Consider the following 17394-nt stretch of genomic DNA (forward strand, 5'->3'; position numbering starts at 1 on the left):
ATAAACCACCACGACGCACTGCGGCTGCGCTTCACGCAGGATGCAGCAGGCCGGTGGGTGCAGGCGTACGCACAGACAGAAACAGGAACCCAGACACAACCCGACCTGCTGTGGATTCGCGAGGCCAAAGACGCTGCACAGATCGAGGCACACAGCGAAGCCGCCCAGCGCAGCCTCGACCTGACAAAGGGCCCATTACTGCGCGCGGTACTGATGCGGATAGAGGACGGCAGCACACGGTTGCTGCTGGTGATCCACCACCTGGTAGTGGATGGCGTGTCGTGGCGCATCCTGCTGGAAGATCTGCAGACGGTGAGCGCACAGATCCAGCGGGCAGAGAACGTAGCACTGCCGGCCCGCACGGACTCGTACCAGCGGTGGTCGCAGCAGCTACAGCAGTACGCACAGAGCGACGCACTCAACAACCAGCGCGAGTACTGGGAAGAGGTGAGCCGCACACCAGCGGCCCTGCCATGCGACATGCCGGAAGGCACGAACCGGGTCGCAGACCGTCAGCAGGCGACCCTGAAGCTGGACAGCACCCAGACACAGCGTCTGCTGCAGCAGGCGCCAGCAGCGTACCGCACACAGGTGAACGATCTGCTGCTCACCGCACTGGGCCGAGCGCTGTGCGGGTGGACCGGAGAAGAACGTATCCGGCTGGACCTGGAAGGCCACGGCCGCGAGGACGTGTTCGATACAGCAGAAGTCAGCCGCACGGTGGGCTGGTTCACGAGCGTGTACCCGGTGAGCCTGGAGCCGGCTGGAGAGCTGGGTGAGTCAGTAAAGCGCGTGAAGGAGGGTCTGCGCGCAGTGCCACAGCGAGGGCTGGGCTATGGCGTGCTGAGCAACGTGGCACATACCGTCAGGCAGACAGAACCCTCACAGGTGGTGTTCAACTACCTGGGCCAGCTCGACGGCAGCTTCTCAGAAGCCAGCACCTGGCAACCTGCGAAAGAACCATCCGGTGCAACGCGCGACGCGAATGCGCCGCTAAGCTACGACCTGACAATCAACAGCCAGGTCTACGCAGGCGAACTCTCATTAACGATCGGCTACAGCGACAAGCGATACCACGCGCCAACCATCAACGCATTGCTCGCCGCGTACCGCAACGAACTGACGCAACTGATCGACCACTGCACAAGCGGTGAAACAGACGCAACCGGCATCACCCCATCCGACTTCCCGCTGAGCGGACTCGACGCCGCGCAACTCGATCGTCTCGCGTTGCCGTGGGCACAGATCGACGACCTCTATCCGGCGACGCCGCTGCAAGGCGGTCTACTGTTCCACAGTCTGCTGAAAACCGGTCGCGGCGTCTACGTGAATCAGCGGCGTCTGACGCTGCGCGGCCCGCTCGACAGCATGGTATTGCAAGCCGTATGGGAAACGCTGATCGCACGGCACGGCATCCTGCGCACCGGTTTTGTGTGGGCGCACGGCGGCGATGCACTGCAGGTCGTGTACAAGCGGATCGCGACGCCTTACGCGCAGCACGACTGGGCCGCGAGCACGCAGACCGAGTACGACGCGCGCATCGCCGGCTGGTTGCGCGACGATCTCGCGCGCGGTTTCGATCCGGCCGATGCACCGCTTCTGCGGATCAATCTGTTTGTGCGGCCCGACGGCGAGCACGATCTCGTGTGGACCGATCATCACGTGCTGATGGATGGCTGGAGTGCCGCGCAACTGTTCGGCGAAATGCTGCATCTGTATCGCACGCGCATCGCGGGCGACGCGTCGCGTTTGCCGGCGGCGGGCTCGTATCGCGATTACGTCGCGTGGCTCGCGCAGCAGGGCGATCCGCAGCCGTGGTGGGACGCGCAGCGTACGCGGCTCGACGATCCGGCGACGCTGACGGGCAGCCTGCCTGCTCCGTCGGCGGAAGTCGCGCAACGCGAGTCGCGCGTGGTCCAGCAGGACGTTCGCCTCGATGCCGGTTTCACCGCGCGGCTGCAACACACCGCGCAGCGCTATCGCGTGACGCTCAATACGCTGATCCAGGGCGCGTGGGCGATCCTGCTCGCGCGCTATGGCCATCGCGACCAGGCTGTGTTCGGCGCGACGCTGTCGGGTCGCGAGAACGATCTGCCCGGTATCGAGCGGATGCTGGGGCTGTTCATCAACAGTCTGCCGGTGTGGGTCGACGTGCCGGCTTCGGCGGCGCTCGACGCCTGGCTCGAATCGCTGCAGCAGCTGAACACCGAACTGCGCGTACGCGAAGCGACCCCGCTCACGCGCGTGCAGCAGTGGGTCGGCCGTAGCGGCGATGCGCTGTTCGACAGCCTGATCGTGTTCGAAAACTATCCGGTCGACGAAGCGATGCGCAACGGCGACACGGGGCTCACGCTGACCGCGCGCGCTGCCGTCGAGAGCACGCACTACCCGATGGTGCTGGCGATCCTGCCTGGCGAACAACTCGGTTTGCGCTGGAAATACCGCAGCACGCGTTTCGATGCGTCGACGGTTGAGCAACTGTCGGTTGCGTACCGCTCGATTCTCGAACAGCTCACCGATACGGCGACAGTCCACGTCGGCGACATCGTGCTGCCGCAGGCCAAGCAATCCGCACAGCACAGCGTAACGGCGTACCCGTTCCGCGCGATCGCCGAACGCGTAAGCGCACAGGCCGCACTGCATCCGCAACGCGAGGCACTGCATTGCGAAGGCACGCGCACGACGTATGGCGAACTCGATGCATCGGCGAACCGCATCGGCCGACGTCTCGCGCGGCTCGGTGTGCGTGCGGACGAGCGTGTCGGACTGTGCATAGAACGCTCGGCGGGAATGGTCGCGGGTCTGCTTGGCGTGCTGAAGGCAGGCGCCGCATTCGTGCCGCTCGATCCCGCTTATCCGGCCGAACGGCTCACGTACATGATGGAAGACGCGGGCGTCACCCGCGTGCTCGCCGACGCAGCGACGGCCGCGCAACTCGCGACGTTGCTGCGCGAACGCGAAGTCGTCGTCGTGTCGGAGCTCGACGATGAGTCGTCGGAGCCGTTCAGCGTGCCGGTCCATCCGGACCAGCTCGCGTACGTGATCTACACGTCGGGCTCGACCGGTCGACCGAAGGGCGTCGCGATCAGCCATCGTTCGCTTAGCCTGCACCTCGACGATTTCCTCGGCACGTATCGGATCACCGGGAACGACAAGCAACTGCAATCGTCGACGATCAACTTCGATGTCGCGCTGCACGAGATGCTGCCCGCGCTGTCGAGCGGCGGAAAGGTTGAGATGCGCGGTCCGCAGCAGTGGGACCTCGACACGACGAGCCGGCATCTCGCCGACGAAGGCGTGACGTTCTCGCGGATTCCGACTGCGTACTGGCAGCAGTGGCTGCGCAATCCGCCGGCTGCAAGCGCGCTCGCGAAGCTGCGACAGATTACCGTCGGCGGCGAAGGCTTGCCCGGCGACGCGCTGCGTCAATGGCGCAACGGACCGCTCGGCCATATCCGTCTCGACAACCTGTACGGGCCGACTGAAACGACGGTCGCGTGCATGTATCGCGAGACGCGCGCGCAGGACGAGGACCAGGCGATCGTGTCGATTGGCGGTGCGTATCCGTCGCGACGCGCGTACGTGATCGATCGTAGCGGCCACGAAGCGCCCGTCGATGGACTCGGCGAACTGTGCATCGCAGGCGCCACGCTCGCGCGCGGCTATCTGGACCGGCCTGCCGCGACCGCGGAAAAATTCATCCCCGATCCGTTCTCGAACGACGGCGGCCGTCTGTATCGCACCGGCGACCTGTGCCGGCGCCGCGCGGACGGACGCATCGACTTCCTTGGCCGGCTCGATCAGCAGGTGAAGCTGCGCGGACTCCGGATCGAACTGGGCGAAATCGAAGCGGCGCTGCGCGAGATTGCCGGTGTGCGCGACGCCGTCGTCGCGCTCAATGGCGAAGGCGACGGCAAACGGCTCGTCGGCTACGTCGTCGGCACGGCGGACGAAACTGCGGTGCGCGGCGCACTGGAAAGCCGTCTGCCCGCGCATATGGTGCCGTCGGTGTTCATGCATCTCGATGCGCTGCCGGTGATGCCGAACGGCAAGGTGGACCGTGCCGCACTGCCTGCGCCTATGGCTCATGCCGGCGAACGCGTGATGCCGGACACGCCGCTCGAAACGCAGCTGCTCGCGGTGTGGAACGACGTGCTCAAGCGCGACGATCTGGGTGTCACCGACGACTTCTTCGCCGTCGGCGGTCACTCGTTGCTGGCGCTCAAGGTACTTGCAAAAGCGGCTCAGACGGGGCTGCCCGGCGTGACGCTCGAAGCGCTGTTCCAGCATCCGAGCGTGCGCACGCTAGCCGCGCATCTCGCGACGCAGGCGCACGCCGACGCCACGCAAGCGACGCCCGCTGCGAACGTCGTGTCGATGAGCGAGCGTACCGATGCGCCGATGGTCTTCGCGATCCATCCGGCGTCGGGCCTCGTCGCCGATTACCGGCCGCTCGCGGCGGCACTCGACGGCGTCGCGAGCGTGTACGGCGTGCAGGCACCGTTCTATACCGAGGACTGGTGGCCCGGCGATCTGTCGCAACTCGCGGCGGACTACGCCGCGCGGATTCGCACGGTGCAGCCGAGCGGGCCGTACCGGTTGATCGGCTGGTCGGTGGGCGGGGTGATCGCGACCGAAGTGGCGCGCGTGCTCGCACGCGACGGCGGCGAGGTGCCGTTCGTCGGGCTGATCGACGCGCACGTGCTCAGTCCCGACGACGCGAACCACGCGCACGCGACTGACGACGATAAAGATGCGGCGCGCTACGACGCGGCACCCGTGACCTACGAACAGATGCAAACCTATCGCGCGGAGGATCACGAATTGCAGAAGGTACTCGACGACGCAGGCCGCAAGTGGCCGGCGATGAAAGGCGAACTGTCCGATGCGGGGACGCGTGCGCTGCTCAGCAAGGTAATGCTGTTCCAGCGGCATCTGGGCCACATCGTTCGTTACACCGAACACACGCCGCTGCCGGTCGATCTGCAGCTCTGGTGGGCACGGCACCGGCCGCATCGTCCGGCGCGCGAAGCGACCGCGATGTGGGCCGCGCGTGCGACGGGCAGCGTATCGGTCGCGAACGAGATCGATGCGGACCACACGCACATCGTCCGGCATAGCGATCTGTTCGACGATCTCGCACGTGCGCTCGCATCGAGCACCGCGCACGACAACCGACCGGAACATCTGTCATGAGTATTGCCCGACCGACTTTCCTGTCCTCCGGCGCAACGAGTCTCGCGGCACGCCTGCGCGCACTCGCGGAAGCGCGCGCCGACGCGAGCGCGCTGATCACCGTCGATGCGGACGGCGACACGCGCTACGACTACGCCGCGCTCGATCGTCGCGCGACGCGGCTTGCCGCGTATTTCAGCGCGCGGCACGCGACCGGTGAACGCGCGCTGTTGCTGCTCGACAGTGGTGTCGATTACGTGAGCGCATTTTTCGGCTGTCTGTATGCGGGCGTCGTTGCGGTGCCCGTTTATCCGCCGGAATCGAAGCGCGAGCAGCATCTCGCACGACTGCGCGGTATCGCGCAGGACGCGGGGGTTCGCTACGTGCTGACCACTGCGGACCTGCAGACGCGCTTCGCGGAGCAGTACGCCGCGCTCGCGCCGAACGCAGAGGTCGTGGCAGTCGATGCGCTGTGTGCGGAAGCATATGCGCAAGTGAAAACGCCATCGTTCACGCTGTACGACGCGCAGCCCGACGACATCGCGTTCCTCCAGTACACGTCGGGTTCGACGGGTATGCCGAAAGGCGTGATGGTGAGCCACGGCAATCTGGTCGCGAACGAAATCGCGATCAAGTCGGGACTCGGCGTGCAGGACGACGATGTGTTCGTCAGCTGGCTGCCGCTCTATCACGACATGGGTTTGATCGGCAGCATGCTGCAGCCGGTGTTCAGCGGCATTCCGCTCGTGCTGATGTCGCCGCAGTATTTTCTTGAACGTCCGTTGCGCTGGCTGCAGGCGATCGCGCGGCATCGCGGCACGATCTCCGGCGCACCGGATTTTGCGTACCGGCTATGCGTCGAACGCGTGCGCGACGATGCGCTCGCGCAGCTCGATCTGTCGAGCTGGCGGCTCGCGTTCTCCGGTTCAGAACCGGTGCGGCGCGATACGCTCGATGCGTTCGTCGAGCGCTTCGCGCGCGCCGGTTTCGATGCGGCGGCGCTCTATCCGTGCTACGGCCTCGCTGAAGCGACGTTGTTCGTGACCGGCGGCACACGCGGCACGGGGATGGTATCGAATGCGTTCGCTACCGAAGCGTTGGCCGCTTCGCACGTTGCAGTTACCGATACTGACGTGACGAGCACGACGCTCGTCGCATGCGGTGCACCGCAGTCTGGTCATACGGTGGCGATCGTCGATCAAGTGAGCGGCGAGACGCTGGCCGCCGGCCGGATCGGCGAGATTCACGTGAGCGGGCCGAGCATTGCGCACGGCTACTGGCAACGCGCCGACGCAAGCGCGCAGACGTTCCGCGACGACGGCACGACTCGCTGGCTGCGAACCGGCGATCTCGGGTTCATGCACGACGGCCAGCTCTATATCGCGGGCCGCTGCAAGGATCTGATCATCGTGCGCGGCAAGAACCTGTATCCGCAGGACGTCGAGCAGCCCGTCGAAGCGCAGTGCGAATTTGTCCGCAAGGGCCGCGTGATCGCGTTTGCTGCGGAGATCGACGGTATCGAAGGGCCGGGGCTCGCGCTCGAAGTCGCCCCGATGATGAAGAAGCGCTTCGCACCGGACGTGATCGTCGAGCAGCTGAGCCGCTGCGTGTTCGATGCCTGCGGCGAAGTGCCCGTCGTTGTCGTACTGCTCAATCCGGCTGCGTTGCCGAAGACGTCGAGCGGCAAGCTGCAACGCGCCGCGACGCGGCAGGGCTGGCAAAACAACACGCTCGACGCGTACGCGGTCTGGCAACAGGGCCGCTTCGTGATGAGCACGACGCCGCTCGCGAGCGCACCGGTGGCCGTTGCGCTCGAAGGGATCGAGAAGGAACTCGCGGCGCTGTGGAGCGACGTGCTTGGTTGCGAGATCGTCACGCGCGATGCGCATTTCTTTTTGTCCGGCGGTAGTTCGCTGACTGCTGTTCGGCTCGCTGCGCGCATAACCGAACGTTGGCAGCGGCCATTCGAGATCGGCGAGATTTTCGAGGCGCCGACGCTTGAGGGGATGGCGCACGCGTTGTCGAAAGCACTTGCCGAACCGCAGCATAGTGACGGCGATACGGGCGCGGTCGTGGACCGCATCGAACGCGCAGGCGAGCAGCCGCCGGTCGCATCGCATGCGCAGCAGCGTCAGCTCTTTGCGTGGCAGCTCGATCCGGAGAGCCGTGCGTATCACATCGCAACCGGCATTCGTCTGCGCGGCACGCTTGATGCCGCTGCGCTGCGCGCGAGCGTCGATGCGCTTGTCGCACGACATCCGGCGTTGCGCACGCGCTTCGTCGAGATGCCCGGCAGCGCGCAGGGGTACGTGCCGCAGGTTCAGCCCGCTACGCCGCTTGCGTGGCTGAACGTCGATCTGCTCGACGGTGCGCACGATCGCGGCACACGCGACGACAGGCTCGCGCAACTCGCGCGCCGTTTCGCCGACGAACCGTTCGATCTGCTCAACGGACCGGTGCTGCGTGCAGGCCTCGTGCGCTGCGATGCCGACGAGCACGTGCTGCTGCTCGCGCTGCATCACATCGCAACGGACGGATGGTCGATGCAGATCGTGATCGACGAACTGGTTGCGCACTATCGCGCGCTGACTGTAGGTTCGCAGCAATCTGCCGAGCTTGCCGAGCCAGCACTCGACTACACCGACTACGCAGCATGGCAGCATCGCTGGCTCGACAGTGCCGATGCACAGCGTCAACTCGATTACTGGCGCAATGAACTCAGCACCGAAGCGCCGCCGCTTGCGTTGCCGTTTGATCATGCGCAGTCCGTCACGGACAGCAGCATCGCAGCCGCGCGGACGCCGTTCGTGCTGCCGTCGGCACTCGCGCATCGGGTACGCGACGCCGCGAGCCGGCATCGCACGACGCCGTTCGTATTGCTGCTTGCCGTGTATCACGCATGGCTGTATCGGGTGACCGGGCAGGCGGACATCCGCACCGGCGTACCGGTCGCGAATCGCGAACGGCGCGAGACGCACGACATCGTCGGTTTTTTCACCAACACGATCGTGTTGCGCAGCGTATGCGAGCCCGCATTGACGCCGTCCGCGTTGCTGGCCGCGCTGCGTCGCGCGGCGTTGGACGGACAGCAGAATCAGGCGTTGCCGTTCGACGTTTTGGTCGAGCAGTTGAACCCCGAGCGCAATGCGCAGCATGGGCCGCTGTTCGAGACGTCGTTTAACTATCTGTCCGACGAGTATCCGTCGCTCGATCGCTTGCCGGGTTTGCAGGCGTCGCGTTACGAGATCGCCGAAGCGCACGTTAAGGTACCGCTCGCACTCGATCTGCGCGAGTCGCGTGACGGCGGCATGCGCGGCTATATGACCTATGCAGCCAGTCGATTCGACGCAGCGAGTATCGCGCGGATGGTCGCGCAGTATGTGCGTGCGATCGAAACGTTTACGGCAGCGCTAGACAGCGAAGCCGGCGAAGCGGAAGACACACTCGCGACGCTCGATCTGCTCAGCCCTGTGGAGCGCGCGCGTTGTGCGGCCGTGAGCCGTGGCACGGAACCGGCGCAACGCGGCGAGCCGCTGCATCTGCGCGTCGCGCGTCATGCGGCGGCGCAACCGGATGCGCGTGCGGTGGTCGACGGGCCGGTGAGCATCAGTTATCGCGAACTCGACGAGCGCGCGCAGCGGGTCGCGTACTGGTTGCTCGATCGTGGGCTGAAGGCCGGCGAATCGGTGGCGATCGTCGCGGACCGATCGGCGGCATTCGTCGTCGCGCTGCTCGGCATATTGAAGGCCGGCGGCGCGTATGTACCGCTCGACGCAGCCAATCCGTCGCAGCGACTCGAGCAGGCGCTGCGGGGTTGCGGCGCGCGGTTCGCGTTGTGGCAACACGCGGTGCCGGCGCTGGACGTCGACGGCATCGTGCAGACAACGATCGACGACGTGCTGCGAGATGAAACCATCAGGACGCACGCGTTGCCCACCATCGATCCGCGTGCAGCCGCGTATGTGATCTACACATCGGGATCGAGCGGTGCGCCGAAGGGCGTCGTGATTCCGCACGGCGCGCTGACGCATTACGTCGATGCGGTGCTCGAACGACTCGCACTGCCCGCAGGCGCCACGTTCGCGATGGTGTCGACGGTCGCGGCCGATCTCGGCAACACGGTGCTGTTCGGCGCGCTCGCAACAGGCGGTGCGCTGCATCTGATCGATCGCGACACGACGCTCGACGCGGACTGCTTCGCGCAGTACATGGCGACGCATCGCATCGACGTGCTGAAGATCGTGCCGGGTCATCTGCATGCGCTGCTGCAGGCGCGCAACGCCGCCGATGCGCTGCCGCTGCACACGCTGGTGGTCGGCGGCGAGGCGACCGCGTGGCCGCTGCTGGAAACGATCCGCGAGCTGCGGCCCACGTGCCGCGTGATGAACCACTATGGCCCGACTGAGACGACGATCGGCATCCTGATGCAGGACGCCGCGCAGGCGAGCCGCGACGCGGCGACGCTGCCGCTCGGTGTGCCGCTCGGCGGCGCATGCACGTACGTGCTCGATGCGCATATGAATCCGCTCGGCACCGGCGAGACGGGCGAACTCTATCTGGGTGGCCCCGGCGTTGCGCGCGGCTATCTAAATAGGCCCGGCATGACGGCCGAGCGCTTCATGCCCGATCCGTTCACGCCCGGCGCACGCCTGTATCGCAGCGGCGATCGCGCGCGCCGGCTCGCCGACGGCACGATCGAATATCTCGGGCGTGCCGACGATCAGGTGAAAGTGCGCGGCTATCGCGTCGAGCCGGGTGAGATTGCCGCGCGTCTTCGCACGCTCGACGGTGTACGCGACGCGGCGGTGATCGTCACGGGGGCGGGTCGCCTCGCAGGCTTTGTTGCTGCGCTGCCGGACTGCACGCTCGATACCGTCGTGCTGAAACAGCAGATCGCGGCGCTGCTACCCGACTACATGGTGCCGTCGACGCTGCGCGTGCTTGGCGCATTGCCGCGCAACCGCAATGGCAAGCTCGACCGCCAGGCGCTGGTCGAACTCGCGCGCGTGCCGGTCAAGGCGGCGAAGCGTGTACGTAGCGCGCCGCAAGGTGAAACGGAAACGACGCTCGCACGAATCTGGGTCGACGTGCTTGGGCTCGCCGCTCAGGTAGGCGAGACGTCCATCGCACGCGACGACAACTTCTTCGCGCTCGGCGGCCACTCGCTTGCGGCGATGCGGATGCTGTCGCGCGTGCGTGCCGCGTGGCCGGTCGATATCCCGCTGCGCGCGGTGTTTGTCGCGCCGACCTTGCAGGCGCTTGCCGCGCGGATCGAGCAGTTGAACGATGCGACGTCCGGCATCGATCACGCGCCGTTGCGCGCGGTGCCGCGACAGCTCGGTATGTCGCTGCCTTTATCGCTCACACAGCAACGCATCTGGGTCGTCGATCAACTCGCGGGCGGTGCGCTTGCGTCGTACAACATGGCGGCGGGTCTCGACCTGCGCGGCCCGCTCGATACCGCGCTGCTGCATGCAAGTCTCGCCGCGCTGGTCGAACGGCACGAAGTGCTGCGCTCTTCATTTGGCGAGCACGACGGCGACCCGGTGCTCGCGATTGCCGCGACGCTCGACGTACCGATGCCGCTCGTCGATTGCTCGACGCTCGATGCATCGCAGCGCGAAGCAACGGTCGCGCGCATGCTGGACGACGCGTCGCAAACGCCGTTCGATCTCGCAGTCGCACCGTTGCTGCGCGCGTCGCTCGTCAGGTTCGATGCACAGCATCATGTGCTGGTGCTCGCGCTGCATCACATCGTTGCAGATGGCGCGTCGGTGCACGTGCTGATCGACGAGCTTTGCGCGGTGTATGCCGCGCGACGTGCCGGCAGCGAGCCGGCATTGCGTGCGTTGCCGGTTCAGTACGCCGACTACGCGGTGTGGCAACGCGAGCAGTTGAAGCCGCCGAAGCTGCGCGACGAGCAGACGTTCTGGCGCACGTACCTGGCGGATGCGCCGCATCGCCTTGCACTGCCGACAGACCGGCCACGTCCGGCGATCGCATCGCACGCAGGCAGCGCGGTGCAACTCGTGTTGCCGGGCACAACCGGCGAGCGGGTCAGGGCGCTCGCTGCCGCGCGCGGGATGACGCCGTTCGCGGTGCTGCTCGCGAGTTTCCAGCTGTTCCTGCATCGCGTGACGGGCCAGACGGATCTGCTCGTCGGCACTGATGTGGCCGGACGCGATCGCACCGAACTCGAAGCGCTGATCGGCTTCTTTGTCAACGTGCTGCCGGTGCGCTCGCGCATCGCGGACGATCGCGCGAACGTCGCGAGTTTCAACGCATGGCTCGACGCGGCGAAGCAGTCGACATGGGACGCGCTCGAACATCGCGCGCTGCCGTTCGACCGGATCGTCGATGCGCTTGCCGTCGCGCGCCGTCGCGATGCGAATCCGCTGCTGCAACTGCTGTTCGTGCTGCGCGATCTGCCGCATACCAATACGACGGTGCCCGATCTGTCGATCGAACTGCTGCGTTCACCGACGACGCAGTCGAAGTTCGACATGGCGCTGTTCGTCGAACCGGTCGACGGCGGCTATGAAGTGGAGTGGGTGTATGCGTCGGCGCTCTTCGAGCGTGCGACGGTCGAGCAATGGTTCGCGCAGTGGCGCGAGTTGCTCGATCGCGTGTCGGCGGCGCCGGATGTCGCGCTCGACGTATTACCCGCCGCGTTGATCGATAAGTTGCCCGTTTCCACGACCGAACCCCGGCTGCCCGTGCAGACGTCCGATGCGCTACACGCGGCCATTCCGCAATGAACCGAAGCAAGCCAACATGAACGCCACTCCGATTACCGATATTTCCGTCCAGATCTCGTTCTTCGGCGCAGAAGGCGGCCTGCCGCTCGTGCTGAAACCCACCGCGCCGATCGACGATCTGCCGGGCTGGATCGACGCGCATCGCGACACGCTGGAAGCGTGGCTCGCGCAGCACGGTGCGATCCTGTTCCGCGACTTCGGCGTCGGCGGCCCGGAGGCTTTCGAAGCGTTCGCCGAAGCGGTTTCGCCGGGACTGTACGGCGAATACGGCGATCTGCCGAAGAAGGAGGGCGGCCGCAACACGTATCGCTCCACGCCGTACCCCGAGCGGCAGATGATCCTGTACCACAACGAAAGCTCGCATCTGCCGCGCTGGCCGCGACGACAGTTCTTCTTCTGCGAACTGCCTTCGACGGTGGGCGGGGCGACGCCGATCGTCGATTGCCGCGCGATGCTGCGCGAGCTGCCGGCGCAACTCGTCGACACGTTCGAGCGCAAGCAACTGATGTACGTCCGCACGTTCACACGCGGTCTCGACGTGCCGTGGCGCGAATTCTTCGATACCGACGATCGCCGCGCGGTCGAAGCGCGCTGCGATGCCGCCGGCGTGCAGTACGAATGGCTGCCGAACGACGAACTGCAGACGCGCACCGTGTGCCCCGCCGTGATCGTGCATCCGCTGACCGGCGAGCGTTCGTTCTTCAACCAGGTGCAGTTGCATCACGTCGCGTGTCTTGACCCCGACGTGCGGATGGACCTGATCGACATGGTCGGCCTCAAGCGCATGCCGCGGCACGCGTATTTCGGCGACGGCAGCGACATCGGCGACGAGGCGATCGCGCTGATCGGCGCGGCGTACGAACGCTGCGCGGTGCGCTTCGCGTGGCAGGCCGGCGACGTGCTGATGCTCGACAACATGCTCGTCGCGCATGCACGCGATCCGTATTCGGGGCCACGCAAGATCGTCGTCGCGATGAGCGAACTGGTCGATCGCGCGCAGTTCGCACAGCACGCGAACGCCTGACGACATCTCACACAGCGGTCCTGTGCCGCGCAAATAAGCGCGGCATTTTTCACACCGATTTTCTAGCACACACCCTCGCGACATGGAACAACACACTCCCCACCCACAGGAGCCGGCGCTTGAGACCGGCCTGCGCAGTCTGTTCGCCACGCTGCTCGAAGTCGACGAGAACGCGGTCGGCAACGACGACGACTTTTTCGAACTGGGCGGCGATTCGCTGCTCGTCATCAAGCTCGTGGCGCGCATCCGCCGCACGCTGAATCGCGAAATCACGCCCGGCGACGTCTTCGACCATCCGACTGTTGGCGGACTGACACGTTTTCTGCAAACCGCCTGATACGCGTCTCTAAAAGTTCCCAAAATGAATCGCGCGTCGTTATAATTGCAAATCATTCTCATTCGCAAGTTTCATCACACACCACCTTAGAGACCATGGCACAACGACAATCGACGCAAGGCGGCACAGACCGCAATCAGACACGCCGAAGTGAAACTCCTCTTTGGCGCCTTGCGCCGGTTGCGGCGGCAATCTGCCTGACAACCTCGGCCTATGCGCAGAGCAATGCAGGTACGCAGGCTGCGGTGCCCGCACCCGCATCGAGTGCCGCATCCGCGACGGATGCAGGTGCAGGCCAGCAATTGCCGGCGGTGGTGGTGCGCAGCGAACGTCCGGCGGAAACGGGCACCGGCCCCGTGATCGGCTACGTCGCGAAGCAGAGCACGACCGGCACCAAGAGCGACACGGCGATCATCAAGACGCCGCAGGCGTTGTCGGTTGTCACGCGCGACCAGATGGACGTGCAGGGCGTGCAAAGCGTCGCGGAAGCGTTGCGCTACACGTCGGGCATCAACCCGGAACAGCGCGGCACCAACACCGATTCGCTCGAATACCTGTACGCGCGCGGCTTCCTCGTCGACGAATTCTGGAACGGCCTGCGCACGCCCGGCCCGAGCGGCGGGTTCGGCTACAACGTGACGAGCTTCGATCCGTACATGTTCGAGCGCATCGAACTGCTGCACGGTCCGGCTTCGGTGCTGTACGGGCAAGGGTCGCCGGGCGGCACGGTGAATCTCGTGAGCAAGATGCCGACCGCCGAACCGCTGCACGAGATCGGCATCCAGACGGGCAGCTACGGACGCGTCCAGGGCTTCTTCGATTTCAGCGGTCCGGTCGATAAGGACGGCAAGCTGCTGTACCGCGTGACCGCCGACGGTTTCAACACCGGCACGCAGACCGACTACGTGAACCGCCAGCGCTTCTCGATCGCGCCGACCATCACGTGGCGTCCGACGAAGGACACCACGCTGACGGTGTTCGCGAACTACCAGAACGATCCCGAAGCGGGCATCTACAACTCGGTGCCAGCGGTGGGTACAGTCAAGCCCGGTGTGTTCCAGCTGCCGCGCAGCTTCTATCCGGGCGAACCGGACTTCGACAGCTTCCACAAGACCCAGGAGTCGATCGGTTATCAACTCGATCACCGTCTGAACGACATCTGGTCGTTCAAGCAGAGCTATCGCTTCCTGCATAACAGCCAGACGGTCAAGTACGTCGCCGACGATCTCGGCTACCTGGCCGGCAGTAACGGTACGCAGCTCGAGCGCGAGTCGTATCTGAACTACGGGATGGTCAATTCGCACACCGTCGACAACCAGGCCACCGCGAAATTCGGCACGGGGCCGGTCTCGCACAACGTCACGTTCGGTCTCGACTATCAGAACATCCAGTTCAACCATTACTTCTACGGCTCGCCCGGCGACGCGTCGCCGCTGAGTATTACGAACCCGCAGTACGGCGCGGCGGTGCCGTACCCGACGTTCATGTTCGGGACGTCGAATGCGCAGAGCGTCAAGCAGCTGGGCACGTATGCGCAGGACCAGATCGACATCGGCCGCTGGTCGTTCCTGCTCGGCGTGCGTGAGGACTGGACCGACGAAGACTCGACGTCCTACAAGACGGGCGCGAAGTCGAGCCAGTTCAATCGCGCGTTCACGTGGCGCGCGGGCGGTCTCTACAAGTTCGATAGCGGCATTGCGCCGTACTTCAGCTATTCGAAGTCGTTCCAGCCGGCGCTCGGCACGAGCAAGACGGGCCAGGCCTTCGCGCCGACGTTCGGCGAACAGTACGAAGTCGGCGTGAAGTTCCAGCCGACCGGCTACAACAGCTTCGTCACTGTGTCGGCGTTTCACCTGACGCAGAAAAACGTGTTGACCCTCGATCCGACCGACAACCGTTTCCAGGTGCAGACGGGCGAGGTGCGCTCGCAGGGGATCGAGGTGGAAGGGCACGCGAGCCTGACCAACAACCTGCAGCTGATCGCGAGCTACACGTACACGAACCTGCTGAACACGAAGAGCAATACGTCGAACCTGAACAAGGTGCCGACCGGCATTCCGCGCAACACGGCTTCGCTGTGGGCGGATTACACGATGACGAGCGGTCCGCTGTCCGGCTTGCAGACGGGCGTGGGGCTGCGCTACATCGGCGGTTCGTATGGCGATCAGACGAACACGTTCATGACGTCGTCTGCAACGCTCGTCGATCTGTCGCTGCGCTACGACCTCGGCCGCGCGTTCACGTACCTGCGTGGCTGGACCGGCTCGCTCAACGCGAGCAACCTGCTCGACCGTCGCTACATCGCGTCGTGCGACAGCGGTCTGTCGTGCTACTGGGGCCAGGGGCGCCTCGTGCTGGCGGGTCTGAAGTATCAGTGGTAATTCACCTGGAGACAGTGCGGCAATGCAAGTTCTGGCGACTCAACCTCTGAACGGACACGGCGGAGAGGCCGTGTCATTGCCGCTGTCTCCTGCGCAGGAAGGGCTGTGGTTCATGCAGCGGCTCGAGCCGCTGTCGACCGCGTATCACCTCGCGCGTGCGTTTCATCTGCGCGGTCCGCTCGACGTTGCCGCGCTCGAGCAGGCATTAAATGTTGTGCGTGCGCGGCAGGCCGTGTTACGCACGTGTTTTATCGAGCGCGACGGGCAGCCGCTTCAGGTCGCCGGATCGCATTTCGATGTGCGTGTGCCGATGAGCGATCTGTCGGTGCATGTGGACGGCGAGCGCGATGCTGCGCTTTCCGCTGCGCTCGCGCATGAAAGACAGCAGCCGTTCGATCTTGCCGCAGATGGCGCGGCACGTCTGTGCATTTTCAGAATGTCGGCGGACTGGCATGTGCTGTCCGTCGTCGTGCATCACCTCGTGTCGGATGGCGGATCGAACGCGATCTTCGCGCGCGAACTCGCTGATGCGTACGGTGCGATCGTGCGCAATGAAGCATCGACTGCGCGTCCCGCGTTGACCTGGCAGTACGCCGATTTCGCCGGATGGCAACGCGCGGAGCGCACGAGCGACAAGGGTCGTGCCGATCTCGCATGGTGGACCGGCTACCTAGGCGCGCGGCAGGATGTTTTCGAACTGCCCGCCGATTTCGTGCGTACCGCTGCATCGGAACGCACGGCGCACACGCATACGTTCACGCTGAAGGACTCGACCGTCGCGGCGGTGCGCGCGCGCTGCAAGGCCGAACGCTGCACGTCGTTCGTCGCGTTGATGGCCGCGTGGCAGTTGCTGTTGTCGCGCCATTCCGGCCGCGACGATTTCTGCATCGGCGTGCCGACCAGCGGTCGTCTTCGCGAAGAGTGCGAAGAGCTGATCGGTCTGTTTGTCGATACGCAGGTGTATCGCGCGCGCCTTCATCCGTCGATGACGGGACGCGCGCTTTTGGATGCAGTTCGCAGCGACACGCGCGCCGCGCTCGATCACAACGGCGTGACGCTCGCTGCGGTCGTCGATGCGCTGGGCGTGCGTCGCGAAGCCGATCGTCATCCGCTGTTCCAGACGCTGTTCAATGTGCAGGGGGCATCTGCTGCGGGCGCGTTGTCGCTCGAAGGGCTCGATGTCGAGATCGTCGATTTCGAAAGTCCCGCGGCGCGCTTCGATCTGAGCTTCGATGTTCGTATCGCTGCCGATGCGGTGACCTGTACCGCACGCTACGACAGTTCGCTGTACCACGCCGAAACGATTGCGAGGTTGGGGCGGCATTACGAAGCGCTGCTGGTCGGACTGTGCGACGCACCTGAGCGGGCTGTCGCCGGGATCGAGTTCATCGACGAGGATGAGCTTGCGCAACTGTCTGTGTGGAGCGCATCGCCATCGCGTTACGAGCCGTTTGCTGGTGTGCATGAGCTGTTCAGCCGTGAGGCGCTGCGTCATCCATCGGCAGTGGCGCTGGTGTACGGCGAAGCAGTGTTGACGTACGCGGAACTGGAGTCACGTGCGAACCGTCTAGCGCATTTCCTGATCGGGCGGGGCGTAGGCCCCGAAGTGCGGGTCGGCATCGGCGTAGAACGCTCGGTGGAGATGGTGGTGGGCCTGCTGGCGATCCTGAAGGCGGGTGGCGCGTACGTACCGCTAGACCCGGAGTACCCGGCCGAACG

At 65.2% G+C, this 17394-nt stretch carries 6 protein-coding genes; all 6 read left to right on the top strand.

The genetic code is table 11. The features are described 5' to 3' along the window. On the top strand, positions 1 to 5196 hold the full coding sequence (locus E1748_RS31330) for a non-ribosomal peptide synthetase (RefSeq protein WP_276324146.1): 5196 nt from the start codon (positions 1 to 3) through the stop codon (positions 5194 to 5196). Next, positions 5193 to 11933, top strand: coding sequence for a non-ribosomal peptide synthetase (locus E1748_RS31335; protein ID WP_133651190.1), 6741 nt, complete (start codon positions 5193 to 5195; stop codon positions 11931 to 11933). Before E1748_RS31330 ends, E1748_RS31335 begins: the two co-directional genes overlap by 4 nt. Before the next feature lie 16 nt (positions 11934 to 11949). After that, positions 11950 to 12957, top strand: a complete 1008-nt coding sequence (locus E1748_RS31340; RefSeq protein WP_240766877.1) for a TauD/TfdA family dioxygenase — start codon at positions 11950 to 11952, stop codon at positions 12955 to 12957. A gap of 82 nt (positions 12958 to 13039) precedes the next feature. Next, positions 13040 to 13294: a phosphopantetheine-binding protein gene (locus E1748_RS31345; protein WP_133651192.1), complete on the top strand. Its 255-nt coding sequence runs from the start codon at positions 13040 to 13042 to the stop codon at positions 13292 to 13294. Between the two features lie 245 nt (positions 13295 to 13539). Beyond that, a complete protein-coding gene (locus tag E1748_RS31350) occupies positions 13540 to 15675 on the top strand; it encodes a TonB-dependent siderophore receptor (protein ID WP_166653666.1) in 2136 nt (711 codons plus the stop codon). 70 nt (positions 15676 to 15745) lie between these two features. Then, the coding region (locus E1748_RS31355; RefSeq protein ID WP_166653667.1) for a condensation domain-containing protein at positions 15746 to 17394 on the top strand (1649 nt) is incomplete at its 3' end.

The organism is Paraburkholderia flava (genome assembly GCF_004359985.1).
GTDB classification, from domain to species: Bacteria; Pseudomonadota; Gammaproteobacteria; order Burkholderiales; family Burkholderiaceae; genus Paraburkholderia; species Paraburkholderia flava.